This is a genomic window from Vibrio panuliri (genome assembly GCF_009938205.1).
GTDB classification, from domain to species: domain Bacteria; phylum Pseudomonadota; class Gammaproteobacteria; order Enterobacterales; family Vibrionaceae; genus Vibrio; species Vibrio panuliri.
The window spans coordinates 219714-236335 of record NZ_AP019654.1; the positions used below are offsets into that span (position 1 = coordinate 219714).

15 protein-coding genes are annotated in these 16622 nt (G+C 46.8%); 8 read left to right on the forward strand and 7 right to left on the reverse strand.

The window, feature by feature from the left end:
* Positions 1 to 21 precede the first annotated feature (21 nt).
* The 4 genes from frdD to frdA are packed head-to-tail and all read right to left on the reverse strand — an operon-like array spanning position 22 to position 3372.
* Positions 22 to 399 (reverse strand): fumarate reductase subunit FrdD, encoded by a 378-nt coding sequence (frdD, locus tag GZK95_RS01015; RefSeq protein WP_075714643.1) that lies wholly within the window; start codon positions 397 to 399, stop codon positions 22 to 24.
* A gap of 12 nt (positions 400 to 411) precedes the next feature.
* Positions 412 to 795, reverse strand: a complete 384-nt coding sequence (gene frdC / locus GZK95_RS01020) for a fumarate reductase subunit FrdC (RefSeq protein ID WP_075711187.1) — start codon at positions 793 to 795, stop codon at positions 412 to 414.
* A gap of 1 nt (position 796) precedes the next feature.
* Positions 797 to 1555, reverse strand: coding sequence for a succinate dehydrogenase/fumarate reductase iron-sulfur subunit (locus GZK95_RS01025; protein ID WP_075711189.1), 759 nt, complete (start codon positions 1553 to 1555; stop codon positions 797 to 799).
* Positions 1555 to 3372, reverse strand: a complete 1818-nt coding sequence (frdA, locus tag GZK95_RS01030) for a fumarate reductase (quinol) flavoprotein subunit (protein ID WP_075714645.1) — start codon at positions 3370 to 3372, stop codon at positions 1555 to 1557. Before frdA ends, GZK95_RS01025 begins: the two co-directional genes overlap by 1 nt.
* A 546-nt stretch (positions 3373 to 3918) precedes the next feature.
* On the opposite strand from frdA, the gene epmA reads away from it, so the two are divergent.
* The 5 genes from epmA (at position 3919) to cysE (ending at position 8193) form a co-directional block, all read left to right on the forward strand.
* Positions 3919 to 4884: an elongation factor P--(R)-beta-lysine ligase gene (epmA, locus tag GZK95_RS01035; protein WP_075714647.1), complete on the forward strand. Its 966-nt coding sequence runs from the start codon at positions 3919 to 3921 to the stop codon at positions 4882 to 4884.
* A 154-nt stretch (positions 4885 to 5038) separates the two neighbouring features.
* Positions 5039 to 5473: a rhodanese-like domain-containing protein gene (locus GZK95_RS01040; protein WP_075714649.1), complete on the forward strand. Its 435-nt coding sequence runs from the start codon at positions 5039 to 5041 to the stop codon at positions 5471 to 5473.
* Between the two features lie 147 nt (positions 5474 to 5620).
* Positions 5621 to 6088 carry a protein-export chaperone SecB gene (secB, locus tag GZK95_RS01045; RefSeq protein WP_075711195.1) on the forward strand — a complete coding sequence of 156 codons (468 nt, stop codon included), beginning with the start codon at positions 5621 to 5623 and terminating at the stop codon, positions 6086 to 6088.
* A 170-nt stretch (positions 6089 to 6258) separates the two neighbouring features.
* Positions 6259 to 7293 carry an NAD(P)H-dependent glycerol-3-phosphate dehydrogenase gene (gene gpsA / locus GZK95_RS01050; protein WP_075711197.1) on the forward strand — a complete coding sequence of 345 codons (1035 nt, stop codon included), beginning with the start codon at positions 6259 to 6261 and terminating at the stop codon, positions 7291 to 7293.
* A 78-nt stretch (positions 7294 to 7371) separates the two neighbouring features.
* Positions 7372 to 8193, forward strand: a complete 822-nt coding sequence (gene cysE / locus GZK95_RS01055; protein ID WP_075714651.1) for a serine O-acetyltransferase — start codon at positions 7372 to 7374, stop codon at positions 8191 to 8193.
* A gap of 108 nt (positions 8194 to 8301) precedes the next feature.
* Here the strand turns inward: cysE and GZK95_RS01060 are convergent, their stop codons facing one another.
* The 3 genes from GZK95_RS01060 to argE form a co-directional block, all read right to left on the reverse strand.
* Complete coding sequence (locus GZK95_RS01060; RefSeq protein WP_075711337.1) at positions 8302 to 8841, reverse strand: PadR family transcriptional regulator; 540 nt, start codon at positions 8839 to 8841, stop codon at positions 8302 to 8304.
* A 444-nt stretch (positions 8842 to 9285) separates the two neighbouring features.
* Positions 9286 to 11919 carry a phosphoenolpyruvate carboxylase gene (ppc, locus tag GZK95_RS01065; RefSeq protein WP_075714659.1) on the reverse strand — a complete coding sequence of 878 codons (2634 nt, stop codon included), beginning with the start codon at positions 11917 to 11919 and terminating at the stop codon, positions 9286 to 9288.
* A 287-nt stretch (positions 11920 to 12206) separates the two neighbouring features.
* A complete protein-coding gene (gene argE, locus GZK95_RS01070) occupies positions 12207 to 13346 on the reverse strand; it encodes an acetylornithine deacetylase (protein ID WP_075711341.1) in 1140 nt (379 codons plus the stop codon).
* A gap of 164 nt (positions 13347 to 13510) precedes the next feature.
* Here argE and argC point away from each other — a divergent pair, with 164 nt between their 5' ends.
* The 3 genes from argC to GZK95_RS01085 all read left to right on the forward strand — a co-directional run bounded on the left by argC (position 13511) and on the right by GZK95_RS01085 (position 16615).
* Complete coding sequence (gene argC / locus GZK95_RS01075) at positions 13511 to 14512, forward strand: N-acetyl-gamma-glutamyl-phosphate reductase (protein WP_075714653.1); 1002 nt, start codon at positions 13511 to 13513, stop codon at positions 14510 to 14512.
* 22 nt (positions 14513 to 14534) lie between these two features.
* Entirely contained in the window at positions 14535 to 15326 is a 792-nt protein-coding gene (argB, locus tag GZK95_RS01080) for an acetylglutamate kinase (RefSeq protein ID WP_075714655.1), read from the forward strand.
* A gap of 71 nt (positions 15327 to 15397) precedes the next feature.
* Positions 15398 to 16615 carry an argininosuccinate synthase gene (locus GZK95_RS01085; RefSeq protein ID WP_075711205.1) on the forward strand — a complete coding sequence of 406 codons (1218 nt, stop codon included), beginning with the start codon at positions 15398 to 15400 and terminating at the stop codon, positions 16613 to 16615.
* Positions 16616 to 16622: the final 7 nt, after the last annotated feature.

A 16622-nucleotide genomic window follows, 5' to 3' on the forward strand; every position in this document is an offset into this window, starting at 1 on the left:
TTTAAGCTTGCGGGTATCAGGTTAGATCATAAAGATAAAGATCACTGATAGTGCTGAAATAAGACCAGCAAACGCATAGCACGCAACTTTACCTACCACACCTGCGTGGATTTTTAGATCGTGCATACCGTGGTGCAAGCGGTGCATCGCATGCCACATCGGTAGTGCCAGTGTGCCGATAATAAATAGAGCACCAATAATACTGGTCGCGAACTCTGCCACACGTTCGTAACTTAGTGCTTCAGCATCAATGATACCAAGTGGAGCAAGGATACCGAGCACCAATACTGTGATTGGGGTGATCATCGCAAACCACGTACCACCAGCACCAAATAGACTCCACCAAATTGGCTCATCAGAACGAGCTGGAGCGCGGTCAACTTTATAGTTTGGTTTCATAACTTCGGCTCCTTAAACGATGATCAGCACAACAAGAGAAATAAATGCAACTGCTGCCCATTGACCAAGCACAATCAGCTTTTTATCCAGTAATTTGCCTTTGATACGGATTGGCATCACTTGTGGCATCATGCTGAAGAAAGTTTGTGCATGCAGCAGACTGCCAGCTAGCGCAACGATGTTGATCGCCACGACGATAGGGTTAGCCATAAAGTCTAGCCAACCTTGCCAAGCTTCAGGCCCTTTCACCAATGCACCTAAACCAAAGGTTAGGAACAGCGTGAACAAGATTAATGGCAGTACCGTCGCTTCACGTAGCATGTAGAAACGGTAGAAAGGGCTACTTTGCCACCAAGTACGTTTCATCTCACGTACATAAGGTTTACGGTTACTCATATTAAGCTCCCTCTTTCACTGGTTTGCCATCTGGCTTAAGCATCGCAATGACAAAGTCCATTGAAGACTCAACTTTGCCTTGGTTTACTGCCGCTGCTGGGTCAACGTTCTTCGGACAAACTTCTGAACAGTAACCAACAAAGGTACAGCCCCAAGCGCCGTTTTGACCGTTGATCAGCGCCATACGTTCTGATTTGCCATTATCACGGCTATCGAGGTTGTAGCGGTGGGCTAGCGTTAGTGCCGCAGGGCCAATAAACTCAGGATTTAGACCAAATTGCGGACACGCTGCGTAACACAGGCCACAGTTGATACAGCCAGCAAACTGCTTGTATTTCGCCATTTGCTCTGGGGTTTGTAGGTTAGTACCATCTTCCGGCGTACGGTCGTTACCGATAATGTAAGGTTTGATGGCTTCCAAGCGTTCGATAAATGGCGTCATATCCACAATCAGATCTTTTTCGATTGGGAAGTTAGCGAGCGGTTCAATCTTAACGCCATCAACGTAATCACGCAGGAAACTCTTACAAGCGAGTTTCGGTACGCCGTTAACCATGATGCCACAAGAGCCACAAATCGCCATACGACAAGACCAACGGTAAGTCAGGTCTTTATCTAGGTGATCTTTTACATAGCCCAGCGCATCGAGTACCGACATGGTTTCATCAAATGGTACTTCAAAGGTTTGGAAGTAAGGCTCAGCGTCTTTTTCTGGGTCATAACGCAGGATGTCTATTTTTTGAATGCGATTTGCTGACATTATGCTTGCTCCTCTGCGCTTTGTTCTTCGCTTTTAGCTTTCTCTTCTGCTGCTGCTTTTTCTGCCGCTTCGCCGTACAAGCGCGCTTTTGGCTGTGACTTAGTAATCGTTACATTGCTGTAGTCGATACTTGGTGCCGCATCAGTTTGGTAGAAAGCCAGAGTATGCTTGAGGAAGTTGACGTCATCACGCTCGGTGCAACCATCGTCAAGACGTTGGTGAGCTCCGCGAGACTCTTTACGCAGAATCGCTGAGTGAACCATCGCTTCTGCCACTTCAAGCCCGTAGCCCACTTCAATCGCATACAGTAAGTCAGTATTGAATACTTTACCTTTGTCTTTAATGCCGATTTTTTTGTAGCGCGCTTTCAGTTCAGTGATTTTTTCAATCGTTGCCTGCATCAGGTCTTCTTGACGGTAGATACCACAACCCGCTTCCATGGTATGACCCATTTCAGTGCGGATATCTGCCCAGTTTTCATCGCCTTCTTGGTTCATCAATTCGGCAATGCGTTCTTCGACCGCTTTTACTTGTGTCGCGATAGACTCTTCATTCCAGCCTTTAAACTCTGCTGCGCGTTGTACGGCATGTTCACCAGCAACGCGGCCAAATACCACAAACTCTGCCAGTGAATTTGAACCTAGGCGGTTAGCGCCATGGAGACCAACGGAAGCACATTCACCCACGGCAAATAGGCCTTTAATGCGCGTTTCACATTGACCGTTAGTTTCGATACCGCCCATGGTGTAGTGTACGGTTGGACGAATAGGAATTGGCTCTTTGGCTGGGTCGACGTTAACGTAAGCTTTGGCTAACTCACAAATAAACGGTAGACGCTCTTGTAAGTACTCTTCGCCAAGGTGGCGGAGATCAAGGTGTACCACGTCTCCTAGAGGGTGCTTAATGGTGTTGCCTTTTTGTTGCTCGTGCCAGAATGCTTGTGAAACTTTGTCACGTGGACCCAGTTCCATGTACTTGTTCTTTGGTTGACCGACCGGAGTTTCTGGCCCCATACCGTAATCTTGCAGGTAGCGGTAGCCATTTTTGTTGACAATAATACCGCCTTCACCACGACAACCTTCGGTCATCAAAATACCTGTGCCAGGCAGACCTGTTGGGTGGTATTGAACAAACTCCATATCACGCAGTGGTACACCGTGGCGATATGCCATCGCCATACCGTCACCCGTTACGATACCGCCGTTGGTATTACAGTGGTAAACGCGTCCAGCACCACCTGTCGCCAGTACGACAGACTTCGCTTTAATCGTAACCAGTTCACCTTCTGCCATATGAATCGCAACCAAGCCTTGCACTTCACCCTCGTCAACCAATAGGTCAACCACAAAGTATTCGTCAAAACGTTTGATGTTTTGGTACTTCATTGAGGTCTGGAAAAGAGTATGTAGCATGTGGAAGCCAGTTTTGTCGGCTGCAAACCAAGTGCGTTCAACCTTCATACCACCAAAGCGGCGAACATTGACTTCACCATTATCTTTGCGGCTCCAAGGGCAGCCCCATTGCTCCATTTGGATCATTTCGCGCGTAGCATTCTCGACGAAATATTCCACCACATCCTGTTCACATAGCCAATCACCACCACCAACGGTGTCGTTGAAGTGATTGTCTAGGCTATCTTCATCCTTGATAACTGCCGCTGAGCCACCCTCTGCCGCGACCGTGTGAGAACGCATAGGGTAAACTTTTGAAATCAGGGCGACTTCCAAGTCAGGGTTAGCTTCTGCCGCTGCAATAGCAGTACGAAGACCAGCGCCGCCAGCGCCGATGACTGCGATATCTGTGATGATAGTTTGCACAGTTATCCTCCAGTGTGTAAGTGCAGCCGACCTGCTCCGCTTAAATTGACAGTGGTGATGACAAGCTCAAGTAAACCTCATTACATAGTAAGTCTATGAGCAGAGATTTCGCTCGTTTGTTGCCTACCAGTCATTCCAAGTTGATTCGGTATTAAGCCGCTTTGTTATAGTAAGAGAGTATGTGCAGTTGGTTACTTTCTAGCTTATTAAGAACGTGCTACACATGACCCAAAAGTGTTATTAAGCAGTGTAAAAGAGGGATAGGGGCTAAAAATTGATTTGATCCGGCTTTTATTCCGGAAATGAACTCAAGGGCATACAATTTATAGGATATGTGAGGCTTATCACGGCACTTAATGGCGCAGGAAACGTGCGAGTTTGCCGAGTGTTACAAGGCGGTAACGGGGAGTTTGTCGTGCTGCTAGCTATGGTTTATCAAGGCGTTAGTGAAATGCTGTGGGTGGGCTTGGTGAGCAACACTTGCCAAAGGCAATAAAAGTGATATGTTCGCCGACGACAAATTGGTTTGATAGACAAGGTAGCAAAATGAGTTGGCAGCCAACGGCATCAATAGCACTGCTTAAACAACGTGCTGAGGTAATCAGCACTATTCGTGGATTCTTCTCTGCGCGCAATGTGTTGGAAGTAGACACGCCTGCAATGAGTCACGCAACGGTAACGGACATTCATCTTCATACCTTCCAAACGGATTTCGTCGGACCAGGTTATGCGCAAGGAAGTAAGCTGTTTTTAATGACCAGTCCAGAGTTCCATATGAAACGTCTACTGGCAGCAGGGAGTGGTTGCATTTATCAAATCAACAAAGCGTTTCGTAATGAAGAAAATGGCCGCTTCCACAATCCAGAGTTCACTATGTTGGAGTGGTACCGCGTAGGCTTTGACCATCATAAATTGATGGATGAAATGGATGACTTGCTGCAACTTGTGCTCAAGGTTGGACAGGCCGAGCGTATGACCTATCAGCAGGCGTTTATGCGAGTATTAGGCGTGTGCCCACTTGAGGGGTCGATGCAAGAGCTTAAGCTTACCGCGGCTAAGTTAGGGTTAAGTGATATCGCCGAACCAGAGCAAGACCGCGATACTTTACTGCAGCTACTGTTTAGCGTGGGCGTAGAAGCGAAAATCGGCCAACAGGTGCCTGCGTTTGTTTATGATTTTCCGGCGAGCCAAGCAGCCCTTGCCAAGATTAACCCAAATGATGCACGCGTTGCAGATCGCTTTGAGGTTTATTTTAAAGGAATTGAGTTGGCAAATGGTTTCCATGAGTTGGATAACCCAACTGAGCAATTGAGTCGCTTTGAGCAAGATAATGCCAAACGTACGGAGATGGGGCTGTCTCCTCAGCCGATAGATTTCCATTTGATTGAGGCATTAAAGTCTGGGTTACCAGAATGTGCTGGTGTCGCACTGGGTGTGGATCGCTTAATCATGTTAGCGCTTGATTGCGAGCATATTGATCAAGTGACTGCGTTTCCGTTTCCAAACGCTTAATGCGGAATAAAATATTGCAGTAAAGCGTGGTAGTGATCTCCGATTCTTTCTGTTCGGTACTCGCCTAGAGCAGGCAACCCCGCTATACTCCCAATCTGAATTTGAAACTGGGGCGACCGATTTTGCCCCTCTTATTTATACAAGAGCACAGGATATGCAAGAGTACATCGCGTTTTTCCAAGAGAATATGATTCTGTCTGTGGTTTGGGTTGGCCTTTTGGTTGCGCTTATCATGAATATCGTAAAAACATCAACTGCAGCATACAAAGAGATCACTGCCAGTGATACAACACACAAGATCAATCGTGAAAATGGCGTGGTAATCGATATCCGAACCAAAGATGAGTTCAAAAAAGGTCATATTACCGAAGCACTTCACGTTTTACCGTCGGATATCAAAGCTGGTAACTTCGGTAGCCTTGAAAATCGCAAAGCAGACCCAATTATTGTGGTATGTAAAACAGGTCAAACCGCGCAAGAGAGTGCTAACCTGCTAGCGAAAGCAGGCTTTGAGCAAGTGTTCGTTCTTAAGAACGGTCTAATCACTTGGAGCGAAGCAAACCTGCCGCTAGTTCGCGGTAAAAAGTGATCATTGCAAGCGACGCTGACCAATTAATCAGCGTTTGAGCAAGAGAGATGTGAACACTGACACGAATTTGAGCGTGTGATTAGAGTGAAATCCATCTCTCCGTTAGTCTCAAGCAGTATCTGAAATTAAGGAATAAAGGATTCAACAATGGCTGAAGCAGCACCACAAGAAGCGCAAAACTTCGTTATTCAACGCATCTTCCTAAAAGATGTTTCATTTGAAGCGCCAAACTCACCAGAAATGTTCCAAAAAGAATGGAACCCAGAAGTGAAGCTGGATCTGGATACTCAAAGCCGCGAACTAGGCGAAGGTGTTTACGAAGTGGTTCTTCGTCTGACGACGACAGTGAAAAATGCAGAAGAGACTGCATTCCTATGTGAAGTACAGCAAGGTGGTATCTTTACTGCTGAGAACATGGAAGCAGGCCAGCTTGCACACTGTCTAGGTGCTTTCTGTCCGAACATCCTGTTCCCTTATGCACGTGAAACGATTTCTAGCCTAGTTATGAAAGGTACTTTCCCGCAGCTAAACCTTGCACCAGTTAACTTTGACGCTCTGTTTATGAACTACCTACAACAGCAAGCGCAGCAAGGCGAAGGTCAAGCGGAAGCATAATTAACGTTTTTTGTTAATTGGCAAGATAGCAATTAAAATGCACAAGGCATCGAGTTAACAGCATGCATTGTGCATTTTTTGTTTTAGGCCGAGTCGCGATACTCAAGCCTTGCTTAATCATCTAAGCGGCTTTGGTATAACAACTCAATCTACATTGAACAGGCGGACCAATGACAATTTCAAACATCAATAATGCCTACGGGAAAGAGGTAACAATGACGGTTTTAGGTGCTGGCTCTTACGGTACCTCACTGGCTATCTCTCTCGCTCGTAATGGCGCCAATGTGGTGATTTGGGGACATGAGCCTGAGCATATGGCGAAGCTGGAAGCCGATCGTGCAAACCAAGAGTTTTTACCGGGTATTGATTTCCCTGACTCTTTGATTGTTGAGTCAGACCTAGAAAAAGCAGTGCAAGCAAGTCGTGACTTGCTGGTGGTTGTACCAAGCCATGTGTTTGGTATTGTGCTCGGTAGCGTGAAACCTCACTTGCGTCCAGATTCACGTATCTGTTGGGCAACCAAAGGGTTAGAGCCAGAGACGGGACGTTTATTGAAAGAGGTCGCACACGATATTCTTGGTGAAAGCTACTCATTAGCGGTGTTGTCTGGTCCTACCTTTGCCAAAGAACTGGCGATGGGGATGCCAACGGCGATTTCAGTGGCTTCACCTGACGCGCAGTTTGTGGCGGATCTACAAGAGAAGATCCACTGCAGCAAAACTTTCCGTGTTTACGCCAATAGTGACTTTACGGGTATGCAGCTCGGTGGCGCGGTGAAAAATGTTATCGCGATTGGTGCTGGTATGTCTGATGGTATTGGGTTTGGTGCCAATGCGCGTACGGCATTAATTACTCGCGGTTTGGCGGAAATGTGCCGTCTTGGCGCCGCTCTTGGGGCGCAAACGGAAACCTTTATGGGTATGGCGGGTTTGGGTGACCTTGTACTAACCTGTACGGATAATCAATCGCGCAACCGTCGTTTTGGTTTGGCATTAGGTCAAGGGAAGGATGTCGATACAGCGCAACAAGAAATTGGTCAAGTGGTAGAAGGTTACCGCAATACCAAGGAAGTGTGGATGCTAGCCCAGCGTATGGGAGTTGAGATGCCAATTGTTGACCAAATCTATCAAGTATTGTATCAAAACAAAGATGCACGCGAGGCAGCCAAAGATCTGTTAGCGCGCGATAAAAAAGCGGAAGCATAATTCGATAGCCAGTAAGCAGAACAACAAAAGGCATCGGTCTTAACAAGGAAGTCGGTTATTTAGAAAGGTTCTATCAATATGAAGCATTGCGAAAAAAAACAGATTTGGCGGACGATAGTTCAGGAAGCTCGAGAGCAGTCTGAACAAGAGCCGATGCTGGCGAGTTTTTATCATGCAACCATCATTAAGCATGACAGCCTATGTGCTGCGTTGAGCTATATTCTCGCTAATAAGCTTGAAACGGTATCGATGCCTGCCATGGCGGTGAGGGAAGTGGTTGAAGAGGCATTTGCCGCAGACCCAAGTATTACCGAGGCTGCTGCATGTGATATTTGTGCGACAGTCAATCGCGATCCTGCGGTTTCAATGTATTCCATCCCACTGCTTTATTTGAAAGGCTATCATGCTCTGCAAGGCTACCGCGTGGCAAACTGGTTATGGAAGCAAGGTCGAGTGGCGTTAGCGACTTACCTGCAAAACCAAATTTCAGTGGCGTGCCAAGTGGATATTCACCCTGCGGCTCGCATTGGTCGCGCCATCATGCTCGATCATGCAACTGGTATTGTTATCGGTGAAACGGCGGTGGTAGAGAATGACGTCTCGATTCTGCAAGATGTGACGCTAGGCGGTACGGGTAAAGAAAGTGGTGATCGCCATCCAAAAATCCGCGAGGGTGTGATGATTGGTGCAGGGGCGAAGATCCTTGGCAACATTGAAGTTGGGGTTGGAGCAAAGATTGCCTCTTGCTCGGTGGTACTGCAAGAAGTTCCACCGCATACCACGGTTGCGGGTATTCCGGCTAAAGTCGTTGGTCGCCCACAAACCGATAAGCCATCGCTCGATATGGATCAGCAATTTAACGGCAAATCACAGAAGTTTGTCCATGGTGATGGCATCTAGCTACAGTGGCGGAATGACCGAGAGTAGAAATACAAAAAAGGTTGGCGAATGCCAACCTTTTTGTTTATACCCGTCTGCACAGGTTAATCTTGTTGTGTTTGCAAATGATTAAGCTAGCGCTTCTAGTTCAGCCAAAACTTCGTCTGCCCATTCAATCCATGCTTGGCGGATCAATAGGTTACGACGAAGAGTTAAGCGCTCTAAACGCTGTTGTTTATCTAAAGTTGCTGTGTTTGAGTAGTAGGCGTTTTCGATTTCTTTGTAGTGCTCTACTAACTTGCGAGACTCTTCTACTAGCGTGGCGAGTTGGTCTTTGAACGGCGCAGAAGGTTGCACTGAGCACGCCATTAGTTTGGCAGAGAACTCATCGCGTACAGTTGGGTGCGCAGTTGGTTGGTCGAACCATTCACCGAGCGCTACACGCCCCGCGTCAGTAATCGAGTAAACTTTACGATCGGGTTTACCCTCTTGAGGTTCTAGTACACAAGTCACAAGCTGGTTTTGTGCCATCTTGTTTAGCTCGCGATAAACCTGTTGGTGGCTCGCTTTCCAGAAGTATCCGATAGTAGCAGAAAACTCTTTGGTGATGTCGTATCCAGTTGCATCGCGAGTGCTAAGAACTGTAAGAATTACGTGTGGTAATGACATGTCTTCAATCCAAATGGTCAATAAACTCAAATCAACTGCCAACATCTAAATGTGCTTCTAAAGGCACGTGTGTTATGTCGATGAGGGCAGTACCAACAAAGTTGGTCATGTCACCTTAAAAAAGCCGTTATTCACCTAGCTCGGTAGTGGCTACCGAGACTGCGAACTGTATATTTTATGTGTTTCGCAGGGGAGCGATATTATATCTAAATAATAAGCATAAAGTGGAATAGATGCGTTGAACTGAATAAAAAACTGACAAAACGCTCAATAAATCTTTAATCTCGAATTTTATGCTGCTGTTCTGGTTTTTATTGTCTCAAGAATGATATTTTCTATTGCTTGTCTTGGGCTGGGTGTGATTTGAATCACTAGTGATTTATCGCGTGGAGATAAAAAAAGACCGCTAAAAAAGCGGTCTTTATGCGGTTAAATACAGAATTGTTAGCCAGTATTGCGCATACCCGCCGCAATGCCCGCGATGGTCACCATTAAGGCTTCTTCTAGCTCAGGAGAAGGTTCGTCGACTAAGCGCGTACGATAGAGCAACTCAGCTTGAAGCATGTTGAGAGGTTCAATGTAGATATTACGCAGACGGATTGATTCTTGCCCCCAAGGATCGCTCTGCATAAGGTTTTCGTTGTTCTCAACATTCAGGACGGTTTTGATGTCCTTTTGCAACTGTTCACGTAGGCGATCGCCCAGTGGTAACAGTTCTGGATCGGCTAAGCGTTCATCGTAGTAGCGTGAAATAGCGATGTTACATTTTGAGTACACCATCTCAAGCATACCAAGGCGTGTAGAGAAGAATGGCCATTCACGGCACATCTCTTCTAGCAGCTCTTGATGACCTCGGTCGATGGAATACTGAATTGCTTCACCCGCGCCTAACCAAGCAGGCAGAATCAGGCGGTTTTGGCTCCATGAGAAGATCCATGGAATAGCACGTAAACTTTCAACCCCACCGTTTGGATTACGTTTTGATGGGCGAGAACCCAATGGGAGTTTACCCAGTTCTAGTTCAGGGGTAGCTTGACGGAAGTAAGGAACAAAGTCTGGTTCACCGCGCACGATACCACGGTAAGCCTCGCAGCTGACTTCTGACAAAACGTTCATCAAATCGCGCCAATCTTTCTTCGGCTCTGGTGGCGGCAGTAAGTTTGCTTCTAGAATCGCACTGGCGTACATATTGAAGCTATTGACGGCAACATCAGGTAAACCAAGCTTGAAGCGGATCATCTCACCTTGCTCTGTAACGCGTAAGCCGCCTTTCAAACTTTTTGGTGGCTGAGAGAGCAATGCCGCATGTGCAGGGGCACCACCACGACCGATAGTACCACCACGTCCGTGGAACAGTGTTAAATCAACGCCTTCCTCATCCGCTACTTTAACCAGCGATTCCATCGCATGGTATTGCGCCCAACCTGCTGACATAACTCCAGCATCTTTGGCTGAATCAGAATAGCCAATCATCACCATTTGATGATTTTGAATAAAGCCACGGTATAGGTCGATGCCCATTAGCTGCTTAATCACGGCTTCTGCGTTGTTAAGGTCATCAAGCGTTTCAAACAGTGGACACACATCCATGCGGTAAGGGCAACCCGCTTCTTGCAGCAAGAGGTGCACGGCTAGAACATCTGAGGCTGTGCGAGCCATTGAAATGACGTAGGCACCAAAAGAGTCGCGTGGTTGTGCTGCGATAATGCGGCACGTATCTAACACTTCTTGTACTGGTGCTGATGGTTGCCAATCACGTGGTAGCAGGGGACGCTTGGAGCTCAGTTCTTGAGTTAGGAACGAGATTTTGTCTTGCTCGCTCCACTGGTCGTAGTCTCCTAAACCAAGGTAGCGTGTTAGCTCAGAGATCACCTCTGAATGGCGCGTGCTTTCCTGACGAATATCAAGACGCACAAGATGGACGCCAAATGCTTTAACGCGGCGCAGAGTATCAAGTAGTGAGCCATCGGCAATCACACCCATGCCGCACTCATGTAGCGACTTGTAACAAGCTAGTAGTGGCTTCCAAAGCTGATCTGCATGCTGCAATGGCGCTTTAACTGCGAGTTTTTGACCTTGAATCTTGGCATCAAGGATATCTTTCGTTTCGTTAAGCAGTTTACGCAGTGATTTCAGAATCGCTCGATAAGGTTCATGCTCATCTTCGCCAGCTAAGGCGCGTACTTCGTCATTGCTGCGAGTCATCGACAGTTCGCTGACCAGTTCGTTGATGTCACCCAAATAGAGATCGGCAGCTTTCCAACGGGATAGCAGCAGTACTTCACGTGTGATGGTGTGAGTAACAAATGGGTTGCCATCGCGGTCTCCGCCCATCCAAGATGAGAAGTGCACCGGCGCAGCGTCAATTGGCAGTGCTTCACCAAGATAGGCTTCAAGCTTGCCATCTAACTCGCGTAGAAATTCAGGGACGGCTTCCCACAGAGAATTTTCGACTACGGCAAAGCCCCATTTCGCTTCATCAAGAGGTGTTGGACGTTGTTGGCGAATCGTATCTGAGTGCCAACCTTGCGCAATCAGTTGCTCTAAACGACGTTCGGTTTTTTGGCGTTCTTTGACCGACAGGTCGCTAAGTTCTAGTTTCGATAAACACTCGTTAATCTTGACCAACTTGTTGATCATGGTACGGCGAGTAATTTCTGTAGGATGGGCAGTCAGAACCAGTTCAATGTTTAGGTCGCGGACGGCTTGAGCCGTATCCAGTTTGCTCACCTTGTGCTGGCTTAGTTTGGAAAACAGCGTGTTAATCGCATCAGGTTCACAAACGTGCGCATCACAGTGACGTGAAATAGTGTGGTATTGCTCTGCCATATTGGTCAGATTGAGAAACTGGTTAAAAGCGTGAGCAACAGGGGTAAGTTGCTCATTTGGTAAGCTCTTAATTTCTTCGATAAGATGTTCGCGGTCTGCTTGGTTACCAGAGCGTGCAGATTTAGAAAGCTTACGTATGGTTTCTACTTTCTCAAGAATCACGTCTCCATGTGCATCCTTGATAGTATTACCGAGCAAGTGACCCAACATGCTCACATTACTACGTAGAGCAGAGTATTTCTCGTTCATTATCATCCTGCCTTGTAAAAAAATTACATCCATTGTTCCTTGTCGATAGACAATCTAGCTAAAAATATCGCCAACCGTCAAATAGTGCCAGCTAATTTTGCACAAATGGCGTTAATTAGTTTAATTCGAACTATATGGTTTATTTTGCCTAAATTACTGAAATTTTATTACAGATTCGCTCTTTTTTTAACCACTTTAGACTGTTTTATTCTCTCTCCCTATTGGGCTTTAGTCGCGATGTGAAGGAAAAGCAATGGTCTTATCGCTTGCCATCTTTGCCCAGTCATCTAGTCGAAGCAGTATTGGTAAATCGACTTGGAAAGAATATTGATGGTGGGATCGATAAACTCAAACGCCAAAAACTCATCTGGCTGATGAGCTTGCTCAATCGAGCCGGGGCCTAGCACTAGGGTCGGGCAGAGCTGACTTAAAAATGGCGCTTCAGTGCAGTAGTTGACGGTTTCAGAAGGGGTTTGGCAAAGCTGCTCAACACCATGAACAAAAGGGTGGTCATGTTGGCATTCAAATCCGGGTACAGGATCGTGCAGAGGAGTAATCGCAATTCGTCCTGGCCACTTAGCTTGTACCTCTTGCAATGCAGCGCGCAACATATTGTCCAAACCATCGAGGCTGATTCCCGGTAAGGGGCGGACATCGTAGTGCAATTCACAGCAGCCGCAAATGCGATTAGCACTGTCACCACCATGGATATGACCTAGGTTCAAGGTTGGGTTGGGAATAGCAAAACCTGGGTGGTGATACTCTTTAATTAACTTGTCACGCAATTTCATCAAGGCAAATAACACTTCGTGCATGATCTCGATTGCATTAACCCCCAATCCGGGATCGGAAGAGTGACCTGATTTGCCTGTTACCCGCACCGCATTCGCCACATGGCCTTTGTGGCCGCGCACAGGAACCAAGCTGGTGGGTTCACCAATAATACAGTAATCCGGCTTGATCGGCGTATTGTCGGTAAAGTGGCGCGCCCCTAGCATGGTGGTTTCTTCGTCACAGGTCGCCAAAATATAGAGGGGTTTGGTTTGTTTACTCCAATCTACCTTCTTTACCGCTTCAATGATAAAGGCAAAAAAGCCTTTCATGTCTGCAGTACCTAAGCCATAGAAACGATTGTTTGCTTCCGTTAGGGCATGGGGTTCGAAATTCCAGCGGCCTTGGTCAAATGGCACGGTATCACTGTGTCCAGCCAAAAGCAGTCCACCTTCGCCGTGGCCTTTTTTGGCCACTAGGTTGTACTTTCCTGGCGCTGCTTGGATTACATCCACCGAAAAATCGAGATCTTTCAACCAGGTGGCAAGTTTGTCTATAACCTGCTGATTACCCTCATCCCAACTTGGATCAGATGAGCTAATTGAAGAGGTAGAGATTAGGCCGCGATAGACCTCAATAAAGCTAGGTAGTTGCATATTATCTTCGATTCCCTGTTGACAGATGTTAACTAAGAAGGTAAAACACATATTAAATCATTTTTAATGAATAAAAAATCATTAAAAAGCAGTTTAAATAGTTTTTTAGTCACACGGCTCTGCCGACTAAGCGTGACCAACTACAGATGATATGGATGTCTACGATGCTAAAAACGACCATCATTGGTGCCACTGGCTATACCGGAGCAGAGCTTGCGCTGATGGTGTACAAACACCCAGAGCTTACGCTATCAGGTTTATATGTTTCCGCCAACAGTGCAGATGCGGGAACGCCGCTTTCAGCATTACACGGGAAGCTGTCTGGTTTGGTGGACGACTGTGTTCAGCCTTTGGTGGATATCGAAGCAGTAGCCAAAAATGCAGATGTGGTTTTTCTCGCAACAGCGCATGAAGTGAGCCACGACTTAGCCCCTATACTCCTTGAGCACGGTTGCCAAGTTTTTGACCTGTCTGGAGCATTTCGGGTCAAAAAGAATGGCTTCTACCCATCGTTTTATGGTTTTGAGCATCAGCATGAACAATGGCTAGACAACGCTGCTTACGGACTTGCGGAATGGGCGAGTGAGGATATCAAGCAAAGCCAATTGATTGCGGTTCCTGGTTGTTATCCAACGGCATCGCAGTTGGCGATTAAACCTTTGCTTGCTGCAGGCTTAATTGATACCAATCAGTGGCCAGTGATTAATGCCACCAGTGGTGCTTCTGGCGCAGGTCGTAAGGCAACGTTAGCCAACAGTTTATGTGAAGTGAGCTTACAACCTTATGGTGTCTTTGCTCATCGTCACCAGCCGGAAATTGCCACCCACCTAGGTTGCGACGTTATTTTTACCCCGCACTTAGCGGATTTTAAACGTGGCATTCTCGCCACCATCACAATGAAATTGACCGCTGGTACAAGTTCAGACCAAGTAGCCAAAGCATTGACTTGCGCATATCAAGATAAGCCTCTAGTGCGCTTAGTTGATGGGATGCCGAAGTTGCAAAATGTCCAGTTTACTCCTTTCTGTGATATTGGCTGGCAAGTTCAAGGCGAACACATCATTGTTTGCGCAGTGATTGATAACTTACTAAAAGGTGCATCGAGTCAAGCGATGCAGTGTCTCAACATCCATTATGGATACCCTGAGCTTACGGCACTGATTTAATCAGTCATATCAAGGAGCAGTTATGACAGATAACACACAACATCCATTAGTGATCAAACTGGGCGGCGCGGCGTTGTCGTGTACTAATACCCTAAGCCAAGTATTTGGTGCGATTGCTAACTATCAAGTTCAAGCATTGCGTCCGATTGTGATTGTGCATGGCGGCGGGTACTTAGTGGACGATTTGATGAAGCAGTTACAGTTGCCTACGGTCAAAAAGCAGGGCTTACGTGTGACACCTTATGATCAAATCGGTGTGATTGCAGGCGCGTTGGCGGGGACGGCGAACAAGCAATTGCAAGGACAAGCGATCAAAGATGGTTTAAATGCGGTGGGTTTGAGTTTAGCTGATGGCGGATTGTGCCATATAGAAGAATTAGACCCAGAGCTTGGCGCTGTCGGCAAAGCATCACCTGGTAATCCTGCTGTGTTACAAGCCATCTTGGCGACGGGGGCGTTACCTATCATCAGTTCAATTGGTTTGACTAATGACGGTCAAATGATGAACGTCAATGCCGACCAAGCGGCAGTTGCAGTCGCAGGGGCATTGGATGCGGAACTGGTTCTGCTCTCTGATGTAAGCGGCGTATTGGATGGTAAAGGTAACTTAATCAAAAGCCTAGATGAGACTAAAGCCTATCAACTTATTGAAGGTCAAGTGATCACTGACGGCATGATCGTTAAGGTTAAGGCGGCTCTAGAAGCGGCAAATGACCTTGGTCGCCCAATCGAAGTGGCCACTTGGCGCTACCCAGAAAAATTAGCCCAGCTTTTTGCTGGCAAGAGCATCGGCACGCAATTTCTGCCGCAGTAAAACATTCGTTTAGAAAGTAATAACAAGGATTAGTACCTAGGCCGTTAAACGCTTAGGCTCGGAGAGTGAAAATGAGCAAAGTAAACGTAAACAAAGTAGTTGTAGCTTACTCTGGTGGTCTCGATACCTCAGTGATTATTCCATGGTTGAAAGAGAACTACGATTGCGAAGTAGTGGCATTTGTTGCCGATGTAGGTCAAGGCTTTTATGAACTGGATGGCATCGAAGAAAAAGCGCTCGCCTCTGGTGCATCAGAATGCTACGTGGTTGATTTAAAAGAAGAGATGGTGGCTGAGTATATCAACCCAACTCTAAAAACGGGTGCATGTTACGAAGGTAAATATCTGCTAGGTACTTCAATGGCTCGTCCAATCATTGCAAAAGCGCAAGTGGAAATCGCACGTAAAGTGGGCGCCGATGCGCTTTGTCATGGTTGTACTGGTAAAGGTAACGACCAAGTTCGTTTTGAAGGTGCGTTTGCCGCTCTAGCACCGGACCTTAAAGTGATTGCTCCATGGCGTGAATGGGATTTGGTTAGCCGTGAAGAGTGCTTGGATTATCTCGAAGCGCGTAATATCCCTTGTTCAGCGTCAATTACAAAAATCTACTCTCGTGATGCTAACGCATGGCACCTATCAACTGAAGGCGGCGTGCTCGAGAACACTTGGAATCCAACGAATGAAGATTGCTGGGCTTGGACTGTCGATCCAGAACAAGCGCCAAATGAAGCAGAATACGTCACACTAAAAGTTGAAAAAGGCGAAGTTGTCGCGGTAGACGGCGAAGCAATGACGCCTTACAACGCATTGGTTTATCTCAATGACAAAGGTGCAAAGCACGGTGTTGGTCGTATTGATATCGTTGAGAACCGTCTAGTGGGTATGAAGTCTCGTGGTTGTTATGAAACTCCGGGAGGCACCATCATCATGGAAGCGCTACGTGGCGTGGAGCAACTTGTGCTCGACAAAACTTCTTTCGAGTTTCGTGAAGAGCTCGGTGTGAAAGCGGCGCAACTTGTATACGATGGTCGTTGGTTTACGCCACTGTGTAAATCTGTGTTAGCAGCTGCTGAAGAACTGGCACAAGATGTTAATGGCGAAGTGGTGATTAAGCTTTACAAAGGTCAGGCAACGGTGACACAAAAACGTTCTGACAACAGTTTGTACAGCGAAGAGTTTGCTACGTTTGGCGCTGATGAAGTGTATGACCAAAGCCATGCTGGTGGCTTTATCCGCCTCTACTCGCTTTCAAGCAGAATCAGAGCGCTAAACGCAGCCAATAAAAAATAATCGGCAG

Coding starts and splice junctions, on each gene's coding strand:
- secB (WP_075711195.1), top strand. CDS start 5,621: ATGGCTGAAGCAGCACCACAAGAAGCGCAAAACTTCGTTATTCAACGC.
- GZK95_RS01040 (WP_075714649.1), top strand. CDS start 5,039: ATGCAAGAGTACATCGCGTTTTTCCAAGAGAATATGATTCTGTCTGTG.
- GZK95_RS01025 (WP_075711189.1), bottom strand. CDS start 1,555: ATGTCAGCAAATCGCATTCAAAAAATAGACATCCTGCGTTATGACCCA.
- ppc (WP_075714659.1), bottom strand. CDS start 11,919: ATGAACGAGAAATACTCTGCTCTACGTAGTAATGTGAGCATGTTGGGT.
- GZK95_RS01085 (WP_075711205.1), top strand. CDS start 15,398: ATGAGCAAAGTAAACGTAAACAAAGTAGTTGTAGCTTACTCTGGTGGT.
- epmA (WP_075714647.1), top strand. CDS start 3,919: ATGAGTTGGCAGCCAACGGCATCAATAGCACTGCTTAAACAACGTGCT.
- argC (WP_075714653.1), top strand. CDS start 13,511: ATGCTAAAAACGACCATCATTGGTGCCACTGGCTATACCGGAGCAGAG.
- argB (WP_075714655.1), top strand. CDS start 14,535: ATGACAGATAACACACAACATCCATTAGTGATCAAACTGGGCGGCGCG.
- GZK95_RS01060 (WP_075711337.1), bottom strand. CDS start 8,841: ATGTCATTACCACACGTAATTCTTACAGTTCTTAGCACTCGCGATGCA.
- argE (WP_075711341.1), bottom strand. CDS start 13,346: ATGCAACTACCTAGCTTTATTGAGGTCTATCGCGGCCTAATCTCTACC.
- cysE (WP_075714651.1), top strand. CDS start 7,372: ATGAAGCATTGCGAAAAAAAACAGATTTGGCGGACGATAGTTCAGGAA.
- gpsA (WP_075711197.1), top strand. CDS start 6,259: ATGACAATTTCAAACATCAATAATGCCTACGGGAAAGAGGTAACAATG.
- frdD (WP_075714643.1), bottom strand. CDS start 399: ATGAAACCAAACTATAAAGTTGACCGCGCTCCAGCTCGTTCTGATGAG.
- frdC (WP_075711187.1), bottom strand. CDS start 795: ATGAGTAACCGTAAACCTTATGTACGTGAGATGAAACGTACTTGGTGG.